Origin of the sequence: Pseudomonas fluorescens (assembly GCF_902497875.1) — a bacterium.
GTDB lineage: Bacteria > Pseudomonadota > Gammaproteobacteria > Pseudomonadales > Pseudomonadaceae > Aquipseudomonas > Aquipseudomonas fluorescens_BR.
Genome location: NZ_CABVHY010000032.1, coordinates 1 through 19535 on the forward strand (window position 1 = coordinate 1; position 19535 = coordinate 19535).

Consider the following 19535-nt stretch of genomic DNA (forward strand, 5'->3'; position numbering starts at 1 on the left):
AAGGCGCATCTGGCGGCGCTGCTGGCTCTTACGTCGGCCTTGCTGATCGCGATCTTCGCCTTCGGCATGCCCGCGAACATGGCGGGCTCAGCCGCGCTGTATGGCGCCGCCAACGGCCTGCTGCCGATTGGCTGGATCGTGCTCAACATCATCTTCCTGCATCGGCTTACCACCGAGAACGGCTCGTTCAAGGTGCTGCAAGACTCCCTGACGCGCATCACCGACGATCGCCGTCTGCAATTGCTGCTGATTGCCTTCTGCTTCGGGGCTTTCTTCGAAGGGGCTGCCGGCTTCGGCACGCCCGTGGCGGTCACCGGGGCCATTTTGATCGGGTTGGGCTTCTCGCCCCTGGCCGCGTCCGGCCTGGCGTTGATCGCCAATACCGCGCCCGTGGCATTCGGCGCCCTGGGCACGCCCATCATCACCCTGGCCAAGGTGACCGGGCTGGATGAAATGGAGCTGTCGATGATGGTCGGCCGGCAATTGCCGTTCTTCTCGGTGATCGTGCCGTTCTGGTTGATCTGGGCCTTCGCCGGCTGGCGCAAGATGCTGGAAATCTGGCCGGCGATCCTGGTCGCCGGGGTCAGCTTCGCCGTGCCGCAGTTCCTCGTGTCCAACTACCACGGGCCGATGCTGGTGGACGTGATCGCCGCGCTGATTTCCATGGCCAGCCTGACCGGTTTCCTCAGGGTCTGGAAGCCGGCCACCGTGCATACCTCCGCAGCCCTGTCCGGGCGGGTCGACAACTCCAAAATAGCTGAGGAGCATGACGAACAACCCGTGGCCAGCGCGACCTTTGCCAGCGATGTCAAACCCGCGGTCATGCGCGCCTGGATGCCGTGGATCATCCTCACGGTCTTCGTCTTCGCCTGGGGCACCCAGAGCTTCAAAAACATGTTCGATACCCGGCAGGCTGTAGATCCGCAAACCAGCTCGGCCAAGCTCGATCCCCAGGGCAAGCCGATGCGCGAAGCGAACCCGATCTTCGCCCCGACCCTGACCTTCACCACCATTCACCAGCAGATCGAGAAGGTTCCGCCCGTGGTGCCCGCGGCCAAAACCGAGGAAGCGGTCTACAAGTTCAACTGGTTCACCAGCACCGGTAGCGGCATCCTGCTGGCGGCGATCCTGGGTGGATTGCTGATGGGTTATTCCATCCCGCAACTGATCCACCAATACCTGCGAACGCTGTGGGTGGTGCGTTACTCGCTCATTACGATCGTGGCCATGCTCGCCCTCGGCTTTCTCACCCGCTACTCCGGCCTTGACGCCACCATGGGCCTGGCCTTCGCCGCCACCGGCATCTTCTACCCCTTGTTCGGCACCCTCCTCGGCTGGCTCGGCGTGGCCTTGACCGGCTCGGACACGGCCTCCAACGTACTGTTCGGCGGCCTGCAACGGGTGACCGCCGAGCAACTGGGGATCAGCCCGGTATTGATGGCCGCCGCCAACAGTTCCGGCGGGGTCATGGGCAAGATGGTCGACGCCCAGTCGATCGTGGTGGCCTCCACCGCCACCCGCTGGTACGGCCATGAAGGGGAAATCCTGCGTTATGTGTTTTTCCACTCCATCATCCTGGCCATTCTGGTCGGTGGGCTGGTGACGTTGCAGGCGTATGTGGTGCCCTTCAGCCATATGGTGGTGGGCGGGCCTTGATGACGCGACGTGGTTGATTTTCTCGGCCCAAGGACGGGGCTCTCGTAGCAGCTGCCGAGCCTGCGAGGCCGTGTTCGAGCCGGGGTCGCGCTCGACCGAAGTCCTCGCAAATCCAGCGTACGCGGATTGCCTGAAAGAACCCATTGCCTGATTTTACGACCGCTTCTCGGTCGAACGCAGCCTCGCAGGCTCGGCAGCTGCTACGGACTCAGCAGTTGCACCATTTGTGGGATCACCAGGAGAGATACCGTCAGGTGTTGGTTTTCAGCTTGGTCCACAGACGAGTACTCAACCGTGCGATGGCAGCGGGGAGATCCTCTACGGTGAACAGCTTATCCATCACCGTTTTCTGTGGGTAAATCGCCAGGTCCTGCTTCACCGACGGAGTCACATAGGCATCCGCCGCACTGTTGGGGTTGGCGTAATGGACGCTGTTGCTGATGTTGGCGATGACCTGCGGTTCAAGCAGGTAGTTCATGTAGGCGTAGCCATTCTTCTCGTGCGGCGCGCTCTTGGGCATGACCACCATGTCGAGCCAGAGGGTAGAACCCTCATCAGGAATCGAATAGGCGATTTCGATCCCGTTGTTGGCTTCCTTGGCGCTGGCGGCAGCTTGCACAACGTCGCCATTGAAGCCAATCACCGCGCAGACATTGCCGTTCGCCAGATCGCTGATGTACTTGGATGCATGGAAGTACTGCACATAGGGTCTGATCTTGAGCAATGCCTGCTCGGCTTTCTTGTAATCCGCCGGCTCATGGCTATGGGGCGGCAGCCCCAGGTAATTGAGGGTAATCGGCAGGATCTGCGTCGGGTTATCGATAATCGCCACGCCGCACTCACTCAGCTTCTTGATGTTGTTCTCATCAAAAAACAGGCTCCAGGAATGGGTGACATCGGTGTTGCCGAAGATCGCCTTGATTTTCTCGACGTTGTAGCCAATACCCGCGGTGCCCCACATGTACGGATAACCGTACTGGTTGCCTGGGTCATTGACCTCCAGCTTTTTCATCAACTCCGGGTCAAGGTTTTTCCAATTGGGCAGCTGGCTTTTATCCAGTTTCTGAATCGCCCCTGCCTTGATCAATCTGGACAGAAAATGGTTCGAAGGACTGACCACGTCATAACCGGTATTGCCCGTCATCAGTTTCGATTCCAGGACTTCGTTACTGTCATGAATGTCGTAAGTCGCCTTGATCCCGGTTTCCTTGGTGAAACGGGTCAAGGTATCGTCGGCGATGTAGCCGTTCCAGTTGGAAATATTGACGACTTCGTCCGCGTAACTGGCTGCCGAAAACGTAGAGAGCAGTACTGCCAGGGAAAGAGTATTGACGTGCATGTTCATTCACCTTTTTTAGGAGCTTTTGTTCTTTTTTGATAGTCGGATTTCTAGATTTCTGTCCTGGCCCTGACCGCCTCCACGCGCATTCGAAGCATGGCACCGATGTCGAGTAAAGGTCGGGGCGGGAGCCAGCCGGGCTGCGCTCTGTGCATGACCGACTGCAATATTGGCGAGCTGGCACCCGAGGCCAATTCAGCCAGCAGACGTCCCCAAAGCGTCCCGCGCGCGACGCCCGAACCATTGCATCCGGCCACGGCAAACAGCCCCTCTTCGACCTTGGCAAAATAAGGTTGCCCGGTGCGTGAGGCACTCAGGTGTCCGGTCCAGGTGTAGTGAATATCCTGCTCGGTAAGCCACGGAAAACGGCGCTGCAAGCCCAGCACATGGTGTTTGCGACGGTGCAAGAGCTCACTGTCGGACAAATCCCGAGAGCGGTATTCCGCCGTGTTGCGGATCATCACTCGACGATCCGGGGTCAGTCGCACCGTGGCGCCGAGTGGCCGGGTGGACAGCACGCCCCAAGGCTCGACACCGCCGATAGCTCGGAACTCTTCGTCGCTGAGCGGCCGCGTGAGGCTGGCGCTGAGTTCCATCGGGAACGTTGCGCTGTCATCTATTCCCGTGCGTGGGATGAAAGCGTTCAGGCAAACCAGGACCTGCTTCGCCTCAATGCTTGCATCGATGCCATTCGCGCGAATACGTCCTTTATCCAAGCGCTCCAGGCCAGTGATATCGGTGTTTTCGTAGAGGGTCACATTGTCCGGCAGCGCATCCAGCAGGCCCTTCACGTATTTAGCGGGTTGAAGCAGTGCGTTGCCATTGCCGCACCAGATCGCGGCTTGGTAATGCCGGGTTCCCAGCTTTTGTATGAGTTGTTCACCTTGCAGAAATTGCGCAGAGGCACCGACAGCCTGCAGCGTCGCCAGCTTGGCCTCGACATGGGTCAGCTTGCCTGGATCGCTGACGGCAAAAAAATAGCCGCAATCCCTGAAGTCGCACTCGATGCCATGACGAGCAATGCGCTTGCGTACTTCCTCGCTGGCGACACGTCCAATTGACGTATCCACTTCAAAGCCGGCAAATCCCTGATTGCCTATAAGCTCATCATTGCCCGGATGTTCGTGGGCCACCACGAACCCGGAATTGCGCGCCGAGGCACCCTGCGCTGCTCGCTGCCGATCGACGACCACGATGCGTGCCTGAGGGTGCATTTCGGCGAGCGTATGAGCGGCACAAAGGCCGGTGATACCGGCACCGATGACTAGCCAATCGGCTTTTTGCGTGCCGCTCAGGCGAGCACGAACGGATGAATTTCCAGCTTGCGCAATCCAGCCACATACATTTTCCATGCATCACCTCATTTGACTGTCGTTCTGCGAGCCGCCTCTATCCAAAGCAGAAATACATGCAGTAATCGCATGAGTTGTTTGAGATGACGGTAGCTAGAGCTAGACTCTATAAGGTCTGCGGTCATACAACCAACGTTATAAAATCATTGAGCCATTCTGAAAACGCATGGATAAAATTCGCCACGTCCCCTCTCTTCAGGCCTTTCAGGCATTAGTGGAAGTCGCTGACTCGGGCAGCTTCACTCAAGCTGCGCAAAAGCTCTGCCTGACCCAAAGCGCGGTGAGCCGGCAAATCCAGCAGTTGGAGAGTCACTTCGGCGTACCTCTGTTCGTCAGGAGCAGTCGCAGTATTCGACTGACCCCAGAGGGCGAACAGGTGCTTGGTAGCGCCCGGAGTATCCTGGAGCAACTGAAAACACTCGAGGAGCGGCTTTCTCCGCTGCAGCGCCCTTTTCGCATCCGCATGCATGTGTCGCTGGCGGTTCGCTGGTTGCTGCCCAAGCTGAGCGACTTCTACCGGCGTCACCCGGAAATTTCCCTGTCGATCGAGACCGTCGCGACTGAGGTCGTCGAGCCGTCCAGCGACAGCGACGCCTACATTCTCTACCTGCCCGAGCCATCCAGCGATTCAGCCTGTCTGACCCTGTTCGAGGAAGCGCTGGTTCCGGTGTGCGCGCCTGGCCTGGCCAGCTCAGCCCAGCCACTGGCGTCGGTGGAGGATCTTGTCCGCTTCCCCCTGCTCCATCGTTCGGCGGACAAGCAAGCCTGGATCGATTGGCTGGCAGCCAATGGCGGCAAGTCGCTGGAGGACTACCGGCACATACCCTTCAACCTCGACGAATTGGCGCTCGATGCCGCGGCGCGCGGTCTGGGGGTGGCCGTGACCGACCTGACCCTGGCGCAGGAGTCTATCGAACGCGGGGTACTCGTCGTCCCCTTCGGCCGCCCGCTGAAGACCAGGGGGATTTACTCGCTGTGCCTGCAGCCCTCAGCGGCCTCTCATCCGGCGTCTTCACTGATCAGGCAATGGTTCGCCCGGCAGGCGGAACAGGACGAAGGTGGAATGTGTCTACCCCAACAGGGTTGATACCATCTGCAACCCTGCCTGACAGGTCGAACGTTCACCGGTTCTGCTTCGCCGTAAAAGCGGATAAGGCCGGTTGATATTTTCAAGGATTAAAAAGGTATAGCCATGTACGACGCCTCTCTGCAAGACATCGCCGCGCCGGAAGGCGTCTGTTATGGCTGCGGCAGCAGTAACCCACACGGGCTGCACATCAAGAGCTACTGGCATGCGGATGGCGTGCACGTCATGGCCGAGCATCTACCTGACGCCAAGTATTGCGGCTGGCCGGATCTGGTCTACGGAGGGCTGATCGCGATGCTGGTGGATTGCCATTCGAACTGGGCGGCCATGGCCTACCACTACCGTGCGGGAGATCGCGAGGTGGGAAGCCTTCCCCGCATCCACTGCGTCACGGGCAACCTCGGCATCAAGTTCATCAAGCCGACACCGATGGGCGTCCCGCTAGTCTTGCGGGCAAAGGTAGAGGGTGATGTGGGGCGCAAGAGCCGTGTTATTTGCGAGGTGTATGCCGGCGACGTACTCACCGCGATTGGCGACTCCACGTTTGTTCGCGTCGATACCGAGCAACTGGCAGCCGCGGCTCATGGTCGTGAGGATTGATGCTTCCAGGTTGACGACTGGCTCGCCACGACTCATGGGCCCTTGAGTTTTGTGGCGAACGCTCGAGGCAAGCGTTGGCAATGGAAATGAGCGCAGGCTCAGGGAGTCACTTGATAGCCACGCTGCTGCATGCAACTGCTGTAGGCGGAGGAAGTGGCAGCAGCGTTCTGCTCCGTAGCTCTGCGATCCTCGCGACGATCCTGGCGCTGCCTGGATCCGCCCACCACCACCCCTGCCACTGCAGCATCCTTGGCCTTGTTCTGGCGGTACTCCTGTTTGACATCATCGTCGACCCGGTCATATACCTCGTCATGGCGACGACCGCGCGCTCCGGCGACCGCGGCACCCGCGACTGCACCGGCAGCGGCACCCCGCACGCGTCCACCTGACTGCGAGCTACTGGTACTGGCGCTGCTCGTGGTACCGGCCTGAGCCTGGCATGCACTGATGTCCTGCTGGACGATTTCGGGGGACTGCCCTTTGAGCGGCGTTACTGTCTCGGCCGTGGCGCAAAGGCAAAACATCGAGAGGAGCGTGGCGACGCAGGGGAGTATGGACGGTTTCATAAAGACCCCATTGCTGTTTAGAGTGCTCTGGATCTTTTAGTTTAGCTTGGCATCTCGACCCAGCTATGCTTTTTGCGCGGACTACAATACCCCCAGTAACAACGCCCTGGTGTAGAGCCACTTAGGGAAGAGCCGATTTCAAAAAATCGGCAAGCTCTGGTGCAACTCATTCGCCTTGAATTTCACTGCGCAATGATCGCGGCTTGCTGCCTCTTCGTTTGAGTAAGTAGAGCCGTCGCGGGAGTTTTTATGTTCGTCAGCCTATTGATCATCCTCGTCTCTTCGCTGGTAGTCATTTCCCTGTTCCGACGCCTGCGTTTGCCGCCGGTGCTGGGCTACCTCTGTGTGGGGCTGATAGTCGGGCCGAAGGCGTTCGGTTGGGTGAACGAAAGTGAAGCGTTGCCACTCCTCGCCGAACTGGGCGTGGTGTTTTTGTTGTTCTCCCTGGGGCTGGAGTTTTCTCTGTCGAAAATGATAGCGCTGCGTCGGGTTGTATTTGGCCTCGGCAGCCTTCAAGTCCTGATATCCGCGGTGCTGTTGGGCGCTGTGCTGATGCTGTTAGGCATGCCAGCCACGCCTGCGTTTTTACTCGGCGGCGGTCTGGCGTTGTCTTCCACGGCCATTGTCAGCAAAGAGCTTGGCAGCCTCGGCGAGATTTTCAGCAGCCACGGCCAGAATGCCATCGGCGTGTTGCTATTCCAGGACGTGGTGGCGGTGCTGTTGCTGACCCTGGTGCCGGTGTTCGCCGGCACCAGCGATCAAGTATGGTATTGGGCGTTACCCGTGACGCTGGGCAAGACCGTCGCGCTGTTTGTCGGGCTGTCGCTGGCCAGTCGCTGGTTGTTGCCACACCTGTTTCATGAAGTGGCCGCGGCCCGTTCCGCAGAGCTGTTCGTGCTGTTGGCCCTGGTCATCGTTCTGCTGGCCGCCGGGCTGACTCACCTGCTCGGCCTCTCCCCTGCTCTGGGCGCCTTTCTCGCCGGCATGCTGCTGGGGGAAAGCCACTACCGGCATCAGATCGAGGCCGACATCCGGCCGTTTCGCGACATCCTGCTCGGAATATTCTTTATCAGTATCGGCATGCTCATCGACTTGCGGTTGTTTGCCAGCCACGGCCTGCTGATCCTCGGCCTGGCCCTGGGGTTACTGCTAATCAAGGGCTGCGTGGTCGCGCTATTGGTCAAATGGCGCGGCAGTGATAATGAAACCGCATGGCGCAGCGGCCTGGCATTGGCTCAGGGAGGTGAGTTCTGCTTTGCACTGATGGCGCAGATGCAGCAAAACAAAATGATGCCCGCCGACCTCGGCGGACTGCTGCTGGCCGCGACTTTCTGTTCAATGGTGGTAACACCGTCGCTGCTGCGCGCCGCCCCTCGCATTGCCGCACGCTTGCACCGCAAGCCCAACGAAGAAGCGAAACTCGAGGAAATCAGCGCGCTCAACGCGGGGGTGCAGGGCCATGTGGTGATTTGTGGTTATGGTCGCGTGGGGCAATCCATCGGACGTGTCCTGCGCAATAACCATCAGCCGTACATCGCTCTGGATAACGACCCGGTACGGGTTCAGGAAGCAGCGGTCGATGAAAGCTGTGTGCACTACGGCGATTCACATCGTGGTGAACTGCTGGTCGCAGTAGGACTGGAGCGCGCCAAACTGTTGGTGATCGCCGTGGACCAAACCGACATCGCACTGACGATACTCAAGGAGGCGCGCCAATTAAACTCGAGCGTGCCGATTCTGGTGCGCACCCGCGATGACAGTCAGTTGGTCGAACTGAAGGCCGCTGGCGCCAGCGAAGTCGTGCCCGAATTGCTGGAGTCCAGCCTGATGCTCGCCTCTCATGCGCTGATCATGCTGGGTTTTCCCGCGCATCAGGTGCAGGACCGGGTCGACCAGGTACGACAAGACCGCTATCGCCTGCTGCACGGTTTTTATCCCGGCGCCGAGGATGCGGAATCCTAGACAGAGCGCGCCTTGAATCTGGCAGTTTCATCGGTAGAAGTGTCGATTCGATCTGACACCCTCGCTTTCGAAGGCGATCAGCGGAAGGGTCATCAGACAGGCGTCAAACCAGCAGTAAACGCGAGGGGCATCCCCTCTCAGGTTTGGCAAAAGCGGCGCAAACCAATGACGTCATCATCCGCTTGCAGCTGGTCAACTGCCCGCTAAGCTTGATACAGAGCTGTGGCAGGGATCGGCCATTCCAGGCAGGCGTCAGCGCAGCAAGGGTCGTCGTTCAGTGCAACCAGCCCGAAGCCGAAGCTCAAAGGAGGCGATTTTACAGAGCCCACTGTCACTAAATAGCAAAGGAGCATCACATGTTCACGCCTGGTCACCTTAATCGCACCAATACTCTTGGTACTCCCGGAGTACCGGAATACAACGTTGATGTCTTCTATGAAGTTCGTCGCGACCCCAAGGAAGGCATGCTGATGCACTTCAGGATGGTCGGAGTGGTATCAGGCCGGGAGTTCATCGAAGAATTCGATATGCACCGTGACACTGCCTTCAATTTTGCCAGCCGGGTGGCCAAGGCTGCCGTCAAGCATGGGGTGCCCGCTAATGCCAGTCTGATCATGCGCGGTCACTCTGAATACGACGCGATGTTCAAGGATATCCGCGATAAGCTCGGCGCCAAGGCGGGCGAGCCGATAAACCTGGACAACCTTGAGAAGGACGGACTCTGACTGTCTCCGATGCCGCTCAGCGATCCTCGTCCTCCCGGTCCGTCCAATCCACCGGATGAATCACGAGATAACTGTCGACGGCGGCACCGATAGTCGGAAAAAACGCCTGTTCGCCAAACCGCGCAAAGAGCCCAAATCGCTTCAGCTTGTCCTTGACCGGGTCCTTCATTTCGGCCACGCACAACTTGATACCCGCCGCGTGCAAGGTTTCGTCCAGCTCAGCCAGCATGTCGGCGGAGGTCACGTCCACGCTGGTGACCGGTTCCGCCGCAACGACCAGCCAACGCACTGGCGTAGGGGATGTAGCCACTGCGTCCAGCACTCGGTCATGGAACAGTTCGGCATTGGCGAAAAACAACGGGGCATCCCAGCGAAACAGGACCAGCCCGGGGATCAGGCGCGCCTCGGGATAACGCGTGATGTCGTGGTAGCCCTTGACGCCATCGGCACGTCCCAATACCGCGGAGTACGGACGCCAGCCATCCCACAGGAATTCGATGACGGCGATCAAGATGGCCAGGCCGATGCCCTCGATCGCACCGAACACGGCGACGCCGACGGTGCAGACAATCGAGAGCCAGAACTCCCAACGCTGGATGCGATAAATTCGTCGCAGGTCGGCGACTTCAATCAGGCCGATAGCCGATGCGATCACGACCGCCGCCAGTGCGCTGGTGGGTAAATGCTCCAACAGGTCGGGCGCCACCATCAGCAGTAAGGCAACAGCCAGCGCGCCGACGACTCCGGTGAGCTGGGTTTTGGCGCCTGCGGCCTCGGCCACGGGCGTACGCGACGAACTGCTGCTGATCGCAAAGCCCTGAAAAAATCCGGCGGCCAGGTTGGCGACGCCGAGCCCCACCATCTCCTGGTTCGGGTCGACGTAGGTACGGGTCCGCGCCGCATAGACACGCGAGAGCACGCTGGTGTCGGCGAACGAAACAAGGGCGACGGCGCAACCGCCGATCAGGACGGGGACCATATCAGCGCGGGTGATCCAGGGAATAGCGAATGCCGGCAGACCTTGTGGAAGAGAGCCGAGGACCGACACACCGGCGCGCGCCCCAAGGTCCAGCACACCAACGGCAACCGTCGCTCCTGCCACTGCGATCAGAATGCCCGGTATGCGCTTGTTGCCCTTGAGTAGAAGGATCACCACCAGGGTGGCTGCGCCGACCATGAACGCGGCCCAGTTGGTCTTTCCATCCATCACCGCCGTGGCGATCGCCCATAAGTTTCTCAGCGGTCCGTCGGACTCGATCGAAAAGCCGAAAAGCTTCGGCAGTTGACTGATCAATACCGTCAGCGCGATCCCATTCATGTAGCCGTAGCGGATCGGCTTGGAAAGAAGCTCCGTAATGAAACCCAGCCGCGCGATGCCAGCCAGAATGCACACCGCGCCCGACACGATCGCCATCATGCCCGCAAGAGCGACTGCGCGCTGCGGGTCGCCGCCCGACAGTGGCAGGACGACGGCAAGGATAACGGCAGCCAGCGAGGAATCCGGACCCAGCACCAGAATCCGGCTAGGCCCGAACAATGCGTAAGCGAGTAGCGGAACGATAGTCGCGTAGAGCCCATAGATGCCGGGTACACCCGATGCCACCGCGTAGGCGATGCCGACGGGCACCAGCATCGTGGTCAGCACCAGTCCGGCCATGATGTCGTGACGCAACCAGGCCACTTGGTATTCGCGCAGCGTGCGCAGTCCAGGGAGCCAGCGGCTCCAGCCGGTATCGTTGCCGGTATTGCCACGTGCAATCCGGCCCGGTTCCGGAACGGGAGGCGAAGCATCCGAATGGCTCATAGGACTGTGACCTTTTGGTGTACACCGCAGATTCGTTTAACGTGCCCGTCAGAATTTTTCGGGAATGTGCCGCAGCGGATAATCCGGTTCACGATAGCCGCCTGGCTTCTGCCGCTTGGGCAAAACCACCTTCTCGCGCGGTACATTCTTGTATGGAATGCGGCTGAGCAAATCCGAGATGATGTTGAGGCGCGCCCGCCGCTTGTCGTTCGAGTTGGCCACAAGCCACGGTGCATGGTCGGTGTCGGTTGCCTTGAACATGTCGTCACGCGCGCGCGAGTAGTCATACCAGCGGCTGTAGGACTTGAGATCCATCGGGGTTAGTTTCCAGATTTTGCGTCCATCCTTGATCCGCGCCTCGAGCCGGCGGGTCTGCTCCTCCTCGCTGACTTCCAGCCAATACTTAAGCAGGATAACGCCCGAGTCGACCATCATGCGTTCCATGAGGGGTGCCAGGTTCAGGAAACGGGATGCCTGCTCATCGGTACAAAATCCCATCACACGCTCGACCCCTGCGCGGTTGTACCAACTGCGATCGAAGATCACCACTTCGCCAGCCGCTGGCATGTGCGACAGGTAGCGCTGTATATACATCTGGCTCTTCTCGCGCTCGGTCGGCGCCGGCAGCGCCACCACCCGAAACACCCGTGGGCTAACCCGTTCGGTGAGCGCCTTGATCGTCCCGCCCTTGCCAGCGCCATCGCGCCCCTCGAAGACGATACAGATCTTGATGCCTTTGGTTTTTACCCACTCCTGCAATTTGACCAGTTCGACGTGCAGCAGGCGCAACTGATCCAGATAGTCTTTGTTCGTCAGTTTCAAGCGTTCAGCGGAATCACTCTTGGGGACTTTCTTCTTGTTCTTTGCCATGACAAGACCTCATCAATACAAGTCGCCGATAGGTAAACAGCGTAAGTTGCTATGTGCTCATCCGCCGAGCGCGATGATCGCGACGATCAGCATCGTGCCGGTGACTGCCAACGTAATTGCGCCAAGCCAGGGTTTTGCGCCCGCGTATCGCGCAAGAATCCAGCCGGCGATGAATAGCACTCCGATCCCGACCAAATTAGACACGCGTACTGCAAGAGCCGTCTGTTCAAGCAACAGAAACGGCACCACGAGTGGGAATGTGGCGAACACCACCAACAGAAAAACGCCGAGGGCGCCCTTGAAGTCGTCCAGGCCGAGGCGCGGCTGCACTGCCCCGGCTGAGAGTCCGACCAGGCGCTGGCGCAGCGATTCCAGCTCCTCGGTGCCGGCCGCTGCCGCGAGACGCGGCGGTAGCTCATCGGCAACGAGCGCCTGCCCGGTGGTCGCATCCGCCCCGCACAAGCTTGCAAGTAATGTGCGGTTGCGCGTGCGTTCGATCAAGGTCCGTAACAGATACATCATCGCGTCAGCGAGTCCCCAGGCGAGGTTGCAGCCGAGTGCCGCGATCATCATCGTACGTTCATCTTCCTGGCCAGCCGTTGCCACACTGATCGTTCCGGTGAAGGTCATTGCCATGAGCAGGCCGAAGATCACCTCTGTGACACGTTCGATCGGATCGAGCACTCGTGCCCGCTTTTGTTCTCCAGTGCTTTGCATGCGTCCTTCCTCGCCGGGGCCGCGCGGCCATGCAGCCAGAAGCCATACACAGGCTTGCCCACCAGCGGCCAACTCTCGGAGATGGGCGCGGGCACCATGGATTGCCGCCTTGCAGATCGCTGCAAGAATATGAGGTGGCTAATCCAGCATAGACGCTCAATGAGTGGTCGTAGGCAACTACGTTTTATCCGCACGCACGTGCGCCCTGTGGACCGTCCGCAATGGGTCCAGGCCGTGTGAATACGCCGCCGTGCAACTGAAAGTTAAAAAACAGAGCACACTCTCAACTAAGCTTTTGAGAGTGACCCACATCTCCCAAGGAGCTTTTCTGTGAGCACCGCTCCCCTGTCCGAACTCGATGCCGCTCTGCCCGGTTTGGCCCGCAAGATCCGCGTGCTGGATGCCTTGGCCTGGCCGGATGGGGTCGAGGAGGTGTTCCTGGCGCATTGGCGCGCCGGGCATGCGGAATTGCCCAGGGTCGAGCTGCGTCCGCGCGAGCACAGCGCCGACATCGCCGCCCTGGAAGCCTTTACCAGCCACTGCGACGAGGGGCATCCGGCCGGGCGCTACCTCGCCATGACGGCGCGCAGCTATGCCACGGCCGGGCGCATGCTGGGTGCCATTGGCACACCCGCCTTCACCCAGTACTCGTCAGCGCTGTACCGGCGCCCGGACTTCTACTACTCACGCCTGAAACTGAGCATGTTGGACGCGGCCCAGTTCTTCCTGAACACCACCGACGCCCTTCTGGGGGGTGCGCGGATTCCACCGAGCCAGGCCGAAATCCCGGCCGAGGTCTTCGCCGCCTGGATGCAGCCGGAACTGGACCGCTTCTTCGGCCCGGGCCGGATCACCGTGGTGCTCGATCCGACCCTGGCCGCCAAGGCCATCGCCGGGGCGAGCCGCATCCGCCTACGGGCCAGCGCCCTGTTCTCGGAACTGGACAAGAACCAGCTATTGCAGCATGAGGCCTTCGTGCATGTCGCCACGGCACAGAACGGCGCGCTCCAACCCAACCTGAAAAGCCTGGGCCTGGGCGCGCCACGCACGACCCAGACTCAGGAGGGCATCGCCACCCTGGCCGAGCTGTTCACCGGCAGCATGGACATCAACCGTCTGCGCCGCCTCGCCCTGCGCGTGCTCGGGGTCCAGCAGGCACTGGATGGCGCCGATTTCATCCAGGTATTCGAAGGCTTTCTCGCGGCCGGTCAGTCGCAGGAGGAGTCCTTCCGCTCGACCCAACGGGTTTTCCGTGGCGCCAACCTGCGCGGTGGTTCGGCGTTCACCAAGGATGCCGCCTACCTGACCGGTTTGCTCGGCGTCCATACCCTGCTACGCATCGCGATCCGTGACAACCGGCCGGAACTGGTGGGCCATCTGTTCGCCGGGCGCCTCAGCCTGGGTGATACCGTACGCCTGGCCCCGCTCTTCGAGTCCGGCTGGCTCCAGGGGCCGGTCCATGTTCCAGCCTGGGCCGCCGATCTGCGTCTGCTCGCCGCCAACCTGGCGTTCTCCGCCTTTATCGCCCGGATCAAGCTGGATGTGCTCGATCTGGAGGTGCTCATGGCCTTCGCAGACGAGCATGAAGCCGATGCCAGCGCCTAGAGTAGAGGCGCCAAATGCAGAACCTGTGGCGAGGGAGCTTGCTCCCGCTGGGGCGCGAAGCGGCCCTAAAACCTGCAAGCCGATTCTGCCATGCATACCGCATGTGCAGGCTTTACGACTGCTTCGCCCGCGCGCGGACCGGCCGGCGGGAACAAGCGCCCTCACCACAATTAATATCATTTAACCAGGCCCTATGAGCGGGCTTGTAACCACCTCGGCAAGCCGCTCCATCGACTGGCAGCACCGAGTCCTCATGCACAAGGAGGTGCATGCCCAGTTGGAGCATCAGCCAACGCACTCCTTGCCAAAGATCGCCCGGGCAATGACCAAACGCTGAACTTCATTTGCGCCCTCGTAAATTTCGCCGATCTTGCTGTCCCGATAAATCGCTTCCAAGGGAAACTGCTCGCCAGTCGCGGCCAACTCCTTGACGAAGCCATAGCCGCCGCACACTTGAATGGCATCTCGTGCAACATCACCTGCCAGCGAACTGCCGATCAACTTCGCCATGGCGCACATCGACTGGATATTCGGACGTTTTTTATCGACGACCAGAGCGGCCTTGACGTAAAGATTGCGGGCGTTCTCCAATTGCGTCGCGTACTCGGCAAACTTGAATTGCCAGTATTGAAACTGCGCAATCGTCTTGCCAAAAATTTCGCGCTGTTTCATATAAGCACTGGCGAAATCGAACGCTGCCTGGGCCATGCCGACACCGCAGGCACCGATACCCACACGGCCAAGCGTCAGCGACGTCAACGCAGCTTTCAGCCCCGCACCACTGTTACCGACCAGATTTTCGTCTGGCACAAAGACGTCCTCGAAGTAGACATCGGCGGTCAGTTGGCAGTGATTTCCCATTTTCTTGTCGGGCTCACCCACCCGCACTCCATCGCTACTCATGTCCACCAGGAGCATGGTCATGCCATCTTCCATTTTGCAGAGCACAAACATGTAGTGTGCAACCGGTGAATTGGTGATCCAACGCTTGCGTCCGCTGATCCGGTATCCCCCTTCGACTTTCCTGGCTTCGGTTTTCAACGCCTTGACACTTAAATCGGTGCTCGCGTCGGGCTCACTCGTGGCAAAGGCGCCAACGATTTCGCCCCTGCACAGGGCGGGGAAAAGTTTTTCCTTGATCGAGGGCTGCGCGTGCTTGAGCGTATGGCCGAACAGGATCAACTGGACGTCAATCAGCGCAGCGGCCACACCAGAGGAAACGTAGGCAATTTCCTCGAGCATGATCATGGTCGCCAGTGTCGGGTACTCCAGTCCGGCACCCCCATATTGCTTCTCGAAAGGGATGCGTAAAAGGCCTGCATTCCCCATTTGTTTAAGCAATTGCCACGGGAACGCCGCGACACTTTCCGGCGTGTTATTCAGTTGGTGGGCAATGGGGCGGAGCACGGTTTCTGCAAAATCCCGAACCTGCTTGCGCACGGCAAGCGTTTCGTCAGGCAACCAAAGGTCATCGTAGATTTGATCAGAAATGCGCGGCGTGACTGTACTCATGTTTAATCCTTACTGGATGTCGTGACAATGGAGAATCAAATTACCCGGACATAGCCGTTCAGAACTGCGCGGCATCCAGCAGGTAGAGTGACTCACTGCCGGCTTTCACTGAGGCAGCCAGAGAATGGACACGTGGCAACAGGCGAGCAAAAGCCGAACTGAAGGTTGAAGGCAGTATCCACGCAAGGGTCGCCTTTCGATTGACGGGCTGGGACATTGGATTGACATTTCGGGACACTATCCAACTCGTCTTGCTGCACAGGGCCGGGGTTTAACGCGCCTATCTCCCGTTCGCTATATAAGCGATTCCCCACTAAACAGTGCCGCAATCATCCTCAGTTTCCAGACACCAGCTTGAGTCCGATAACGCCCGCCAGAATCAGCGCAATACAGAGAATCCTCAGTGGCGCAATGGAGTCGCCCAGCACCGCCATTCCCAGAATCGCAGTACCCGCCGCGCCGATACCGGTCCAGACCGCATAGGCCGTCCCCACTGGCAACGTACGGAGCGAGAGTGAAAGGAGAAAAATACTCGATAAGCCGGTGGCAGCTGCAAAGAGTCCAGGTGTCAATCGGGTGAAACCTTCAGACCCCTTCATGGCGAAGGCGAATGCGATTTCGAGAATGCCGGCGATGCCAAGTAGTGCCCATGCCATGGTGATAGATCCGTTCGTTGACTCGCCAGGCGTTACCGCCGGGCGAGTTTTGGTGTGTGCGAAGCACTCGCTGAAAAGCTATTTCAAGCGTTGGCAGCCGCAGTGGGGATCGAACGGAACGTAACTCCGAATCGGTTAAAAGCACTCATCAACCCGATCGCATAGGTCAGATCAGCGAGTTCTTTATCATTGAACTCGGCAGCAGCGGCTTCATAGTCAGCGTCTGGAACACCGGTTTCGGCGACGCGGGTGACGGTTTCCGCCCAAGCGAGCGCAATGCGTTCGCGGGTACTGAATACTTCACCCGCATCACGCCACACGGGTACCAGTACGAGTTTGTCCACCGTAACGCCGAGCTTGAGCAGATCGCGCGAATGCATATCGATGCAATAGGCGCAGCCATTTATTTGCGAAACCCGCAGGTACACAAGATCGATCAGTTCGTGTGAAAGGCCGCACTGTTGAAGAGTGACGTAAACCCCGCCGAAAGCCTTGTAACCTTCAGGCGAAGCGTTGGCGTAGTCGAGACGATTGCTCATGATGAATCCTTCTATTGGCTGATTGGAGGACTCCATCGTGCTGTGTCTTGGACTAGTGGAGAAGGTCCATGTTCGGTCTTTAGTTCCAGGCCATGATGGGGTCTTCCCGGAACCGTCATGGCCCAGTTCTGATTGCCATTCATGGACCTTTTAGGTAGGTCATGAAGTTTGTAGCATGACTGCCTGGCTCGCGCTCAGGCGTGAGCAACGGCATTCAGATACAACCTGGAAGTGAGTAAACAATGAAAATTCTGCACGTTAGTTGCAGCCCTCGCGGGCAAGCTTCCGAGAGCAATAGGCTCTCTCAAAACATTATTGGCTATTTGCTGAAGAGCGATCCAACGGCGGTCTTGATAAACAGGACAGTGGTGGGTGAAGGCGCTCTATCGCATGTTGATGAAAACTATGCGACGTCCCAACAGTCGTCCGCCGACGTATCCCAAGAGGGTTCTATTTCCCGGTCCGAAGAGCTGATTCAGGAACTGAAAAGTTCAGATGTTCTTGTGATTGGAACACCCATGCATAACTTCTCCGTACCTTCCACGCTGAAGGTCTGGATCGATCATATCGCTCGGGTTCGTCGGACATTCAATGTGAGCGCGCAAGGAAAAACCGGCACGTTACGCGACCGTCCGGTCTTTGTCGCCGTGTCCTCGGGGGGAAGATTTTCCGGGGAGCGTGCGCGTCAGCCCGACTTTCTTACCCCGTATCTAAAAGCCGTTCTGGGCATGATCGGACTGCATGATCTAAATTTCTTCACCATAGAAGGAACAGCCTTGGGCCCGGATGCGGTGGCTGAGGCCAGGACCCAGGCAGATCAAGCGCTTCAAGCGTATTTTTCTTCGTTTCACCCTTGATCTAATGGTGTTCATCAACAGGTTTGGTACCCACTATGGGGTCGCGGCTGCATAGGAGGGTTAGCCCCAACACCAGTCATTTCGCCTTCATGCAGGCAACCGATGATTTCAATGCCGTCATGCTGGATTTCCTGGATAAAAAATAATGGCGCAGTTCCCGCGGCGATGACAAATCAACTCAATAGCTTTTCACCACTCGACCCGACCTCCAGAGAGCCTATCTACCGGCAAATATACTGGCGGTTCCGTGGCGCGATAACGGACGGATTGCTCACACCGGGAGAGCGGATTCCCGCGGCCAGGGCACTGGCGAAAGAACTTGGACTGGCGAGAGGGACCATCGATACCGCGTATTCACTCCTGACCGCCGAGGGCTACATCCAGTCTCGCGGCCAGGCAGGCACGGTCGTGGCGCCGGGTATCAACGTCAGGGCCTCCTCTTCCCAGGCGGATCGAGTCTTCAGTTCGGCCGAAGGCAGCTCAATCCGGCATAAGGCGCAGGTATTGCCCTTTCAAATGGCCCTCCCCGCATTGGACGCCTTTCCAAGAAAAATCTGGTCGCAAATTGGCGCACGCTGCGTTCGCGCCACACAGGTCCCGGACATGGCCAATCCGTCGGTCTATGGACTGGAATCGTTGCGCACCGCGATTGCCACCTATCTACAAGTTGCGCGTGGAATTACCTGCACGCCCTCCCAAGTGTTCGTCACGTCGGGATACCGAAACACCCTGGCGTTGATTGCTTATGCACTCCTCAAACCTGGCGACCGCGTGCTCGTCGAAGACCCTGGCTACGCTCCCACCCGACAGTTGCTGGAGCATCTTCAGATAGCGGTTGCGCCCGTTCCGGTCGACCAGGACGGCATGCGGGTCACGCAAGGTGTGAACCGTTCGAAGGGCGTGCGTGCGGCCGTCGTCACACCGGCCCATCAGAGCCCACTGTGCGTGTCGCTGTCGCTGCCGCGACGCCTGGAGCTACTGGAGTGGGCGACTCGGCAACAAGCATGGATTATCGAAGACGACTACGACGGTGAGTACCGCTACATCAGCCGCCCGCTGCCCGCGCTCAAGAGCCTGGATCGCGATGGCCGGGTGCTCTATGCCGGCACCTTCAGCAAGGTGCTGTTTCCGGGGATCCGCCTCGCGTATCTGGTTGTGCCGCAAGCGCAGGTCGAACGCTTCGAACATGTCAGCCAGACATTCCTCGGGGGCTGCCCGGAACTCACCCAAGCCATCGTCGCCACTTTCCTGACAGAGGGCCATTTCGCTCGCCATATCCAGCGTATGCGAAAACTCTACGGCGAACGCCGGGAGGCGACCGCGAGGGGTCTCAAGAAAGCCCTGGGCGAGCGCATCCGCATTGATGCTCAACCGGGAGGCATGCACCTGATCCTGCGACTGCCGGAACAACAGTCCGATCGTTCGCTGGTCGAGCGCCTGCTGCAAGCGGGTATTTACGCAGAAGCCCTGACAGACTGGAGTATCTGCGGCACAACCGACTCCGCGCTGTTGCTCGGGTTCGCCAACATCGACTCGCAGGAATCTGCCGAACAGCTTGGGAAACGCATCCTGGAGCTGATGTGAAGGTATCGGCGCTGCTCTCCATGACCGCTACTCGATGAGCATGGCCCATTCAAACAGCCGATTCTTGGACCTTTTGCGCGGGTCCAGCAGACCCCATGATCTCA

The 19535-nt window shown here is 59.2% G+C and carries 17 protein-coding genes and 1 pseudogene; 8 read left to right on the forward strand and 10 right to left on the reverse strand.

Annotated features, from left to right (window positions below; all coding sequences use genetic code 11):
• The coding region (locus tag F8N85_RS26415; RefSeq protein ID WP_150806453.1) for an L-lactate permease at positions 1–1656 on the forward strand (1656 nt) is incomplete at its 5' end.
• 250 nt (positions 1657–1906) lie between these two features.
• On the opposite strand, the gene F8N85_RS26420 is transcribed toward F8N85_RS26415, so the two are convergent.
• A complete protein-coding gene (locus F8N85_RS26420; RefSeq protein ID WP_150806454.1) occupies positions 1907–2995 on the reverse strand; it encodes a polyamine ABC transporter substrate-binding protein in 1089 nt (362 codons plus the stop codon).
• A 50-nt stretch (positions 2996–3045) separates the two neighbouring features.
• Positions 3046–4347 carry an NAD(P)/FAD-dependent oxidoreductase gene (locus tag F8N85_RS26425; RefSeq protein WP_150806455.1) on the reverse strand — a complete coding sequence of 434 codons (1302 nt, stop codon included), beginning with the start codon at positions 4345–4347 and terminating at the stop codon, positions 3046–3048.
• 166 nt (positions 4348–4513) lie between these two features.
• Between F8N85_RS26425 and F8N85_RS26430 the strand changes: the two genes are divergently transcribed.
• Both F8N85_RS26430 and F8N85_RS26435 read left to right on the forward strand, forming a co-directional pair.
• Complete coding sequence (locus F8N85_RS26430; protein WP_150806456.1) at positions 4514–5434, forward strand: LysR substrate-binding domain-containing protein; 921 nt, start codon at positions 4514–4516, stop codon at positions 5432–5434.
• A 105-nt stretch (positions 5435–5539) separates the two neighbouring features.
• Positions 5540–6034 carry a PaaI family thioesterase gene (locus tag F8N85_RS26435; RefSeq protein ID WP_150806457.1) on the forward strand — a complete coding sequence of 165 codons (495 nt, stop codon included), beginning with the start codon at positions 5540–5542 and terminating at the stop codon, positions 6032–6034.
• Between the two features lie 98 nt (positions 6035–6132).
• Here the strand turns inward: F8N85_RS26435 and F8N85_RS26440 are convergent, their stop codons facing one another.
• Positions 6133–6600, reverse strand: coding sequence for a YMGG-like glycine zipper-containing protein (locus tag F8N85_RS26440; protein ID WP_150806458.1), 468 nt, complete (start codon positions 6598–6600; stop codon positions 6133–6135).
• A gap of 249 nt (positions 6601–6849) precedes the next feature.
• Between F8N85_RS26440 and F8N85_RS26445 the strand changes: the two genes are divergently transcribed.
• Both F8N85_RS26445 and F8N85_RS26450 read left to right on the forward strand, forming a co-directional pair.
• Entirely contained in the window at positions 6850–8562 is a 1713-nt protein-coding gene (locus F8N85_RS26445; protein ID WP_150806459.1) for a cation:proton antiporter, read from the forward strand.
• A 356-nt stretch (positions 8563–8918) separates the two neighbouring features.
• On the forward strand, positions 8919–9287 hold the full coding sequence (locus tag F8N85_RS26450) for a DUF5064 family protein (protein WP_150806460.1): 369 nt from the start codon (positions 8919–8921) through the stop codon (positions 9285–9287).
• A gap of 16 nt (positions 9288–9303) precedes the next feature.
• Here F8N85_RS26450 and F8N85_RS26455 read toward each other — a convergent pair whose 3' ends face one another.
• From F8N85_RS26455 to F8N85_RS26465, 3 genes are read right to left on the reverse strand one after another with little or no spacing between them, the layout of a single operon-like run.
• Positions 9304–11091, reverse strand: a complete 1788-nt coding sequence (locus F8N85_RS26455; RefSeq protein ID WP_150806461.1) for a SulP family inorganic anion transporter — start codon at positions 11089–11091, stop codon at positions 9304–9306.
• Positions 11092–11139: 48 nt separating this feature from the next.
• Positions 11140–11961, reverse strand: coding sequence for a polyphosphate kinase 2 (gene ppk2, locus F8N85_RS26460; RefSeq protein WP_150806462.1), 822 nt, complete (start codon positions 11959–11961; stop codon positions 11140–11142).
• A gap of 57 nt (positions 11962–12018) precedes the next feature.
• Entirely contained in the window at positions 12019–12678 is a 660-nt protein-coding gene (locus F8N85_RS26465; protein WP_150806463.1) for a hypothetical protein, read from the reverse strand.
• Positions 12679–13008: 330 nt separating this feature from the next.
• On the opposite strand from F8N85_RS26465, the gene F8N85_RS26470 reads away from it, so the two are divergent.
• Positions 13009–14283, forward strand: a complete 1275-nt coding sequence (locus F8N85_RS26470) for a flavohemoglobin expression-modulating QEGLA motif protein (RefSeq protein WP_150806464.1) — start codon at positions 13009–13011, stop codon at positions 14281–14283.
• A gap of 285 nt (positions 14284–14568) precedes the next feature.
• Here F8N85_RS26470 and F8N85_RS26475 read toward each other — a convergent pair whose 3' ends face one another.
• The 4 genes and pseudogenes from F8N85_RS26475 to F8N85_RS26485 form a co-directional block, all read right to left on the reverse strand.
• Positions 14569–15795, reverse strand: a complete 1227-nt coding sequence (locus F8N85_RS26475; RefSeq protein ID WP_150806465.1) for an acyl-CoA dehydrogenase family protein — start codon at positions 15793–15795, stop codon at positions 14569–14571.
• 58 nt (positions 15796–15853) lie between these two features.
• Positions 15854–15946 (reverse strand): annotated as a pseudogene (locus F8N85_RS35175) (hypothetical protein); the annotation flags it as partial.
• Positions 15947–16130: 184 nt separating this feature from the next.
• Positions 16131–16451, reverse strand: coding sequence for a DMT family transporter (locus F8N85_RS26480; RefSeq protein WP_150806466.1), 321 nt, complete (start codon positions 16449–16451; stop codon positions 16131–16133).
• A gap of 83 nt (positions 16452–16534) precedes the next feature.
• A complete protein-coding gene (locus tag F8N85_RS26485) occupies positions 16535–16990 on the reverse strand; it encodes a carboxymuconolactone decarboxylase family protein (protein WP_150806467.1) in 456 nt (151 codons plus the stop codon).
• Between the two features lie 242 nt (positions 16991–17232).
• Here F8N85_RS26485 and F8N85_RS26490 point away from each other — a divergent pair, with 242 nt between their 5' ends.
• Entirely contained in the window at positions 17233–17847 is a 615-nt protein-coding gene (locus F8N85_RS26490) for an FMN-dependent NADH-azoreductase (RefSeq protein ID WP_150806468.1), read from the forward strand.
• A 165-nt stretch (positions 17848–18012) separates the two neighbouring features.
• Positions 18013–19431 carry a PLP-dependent aminotransferase family protein gene (locus F8N85_RS26495; RefSeq protein ID WP_150806532.1) on the forward strand — a complete coding sequence of 473 codons (1419 nt, stop codon included), beginning with the start codon at positions 18013–18015 and terminating at the stop codon, positions 19429–19431.
• The last annotated feature ends 104 nt before the right edge of the window (positions 19432–19535 follow it).

Coding starts and splice junctions, on each gene's coding strand:
- F8N85_RS26430 (WP_150806456.1), top strand. CDS start 4,514: ATGGATAAAATTCGCCACGTCCCCTCTCTTCAGGCCTTTCAGGCATTA.
- F8N85_RS26490 (WP_150806468.1), top strand. CDS start 17,233: ATGAAAATTCTGCACGTTAGTTGCAGCCCTCGCGGGCAAGCTTCCGAG.
- F8N85_RS26420 (WP_150806454.1), bottom strand. CDS start 2,995: ATGCACGTCAATACTCTTTCCCTGGCAGTACTGCTCTCTACGTTTTCG.
- F8N85_RS26425 (WP_150806455.1), bottom strand. CDS start 4,347: ATGGAAAATGTATGTGGCTGGATTGCGCAAGCTGGAAATTCATCCGTT.
- F8N85_RS26465 (WP_150806463.1), bottom strand. CDS start 12,678: ATGCAAAGCACTGGAGAACAAAAGCGGGCACGAGTGCTCGATCCGATC.
- F8N85_RS26455 (WP_150806461.1), bottom strand. CDS start 11,091: ATGAGCCATTCGGATGCTTCGCCTCCCGTTCCGGAACCGGGCCGGATT.
- F8N85_RS26450 (WP_150806460.1), top strand. CDS start 8,919: ATGTTCACGCCTGGTCACCTTAATCGCACCAATACTCTTGGTACTCCC.
- F8N85_RS26435 (WP_150806457.1), top strand. CDS start 5,540: ATGTACGACGCCTCTCTGCAAGACATCGCCGCGCCGGAAGGCGTCTGT.
- F8N85_RS26445 (WP_150806459.1), top strand. CDS start 6,850: ATGTTCGTCAGCCTATTGATCATCCTCGTCTCTTCGCTGGTAGTCATT.
- F8N85_RS26495 (WP_150806532.1), top strand. CDS start 18,013: ATGACAAATCAACTCAATAGCTTTTCACCACTCGACCCGACCTCCAGA.
- ppk2 (WP_150806462.1), bottom strand. CDS start 11,961: ATGGCAAAGAACAAGAAGAAAGTCCCCAAGAGTGATTCCGCTGAACGC.
- F8N85_RS26475 (WP_150806465.1), bottom strand. CDS start 15,795: ATGAGTACAGTCACGCCGCGCATTTCTGATCAAATCTACGATGACCTT.
- F8N85_RS26485 (WP_150806467.1), bottom strand. CDS start 16,990: ATGAGCAATCGTCTCGACTACGCCAACGCTTCGCCTGAAGGTTACAAG.
- F8N85_RS26440 (WP_150806458.1), bottom strand. CDS start 6,600: ATGAAACCGTCCATACTCCCCTGCGTCGCCACGCTCCTCTCGATGTTT.
- F8N85_RS26480 (WP_150806466.1), bottom strand. CDS start 16,451: ATGGCATGGGCACTACTTGGCATCGCCGGCATTCTCGAAATCGCATTC.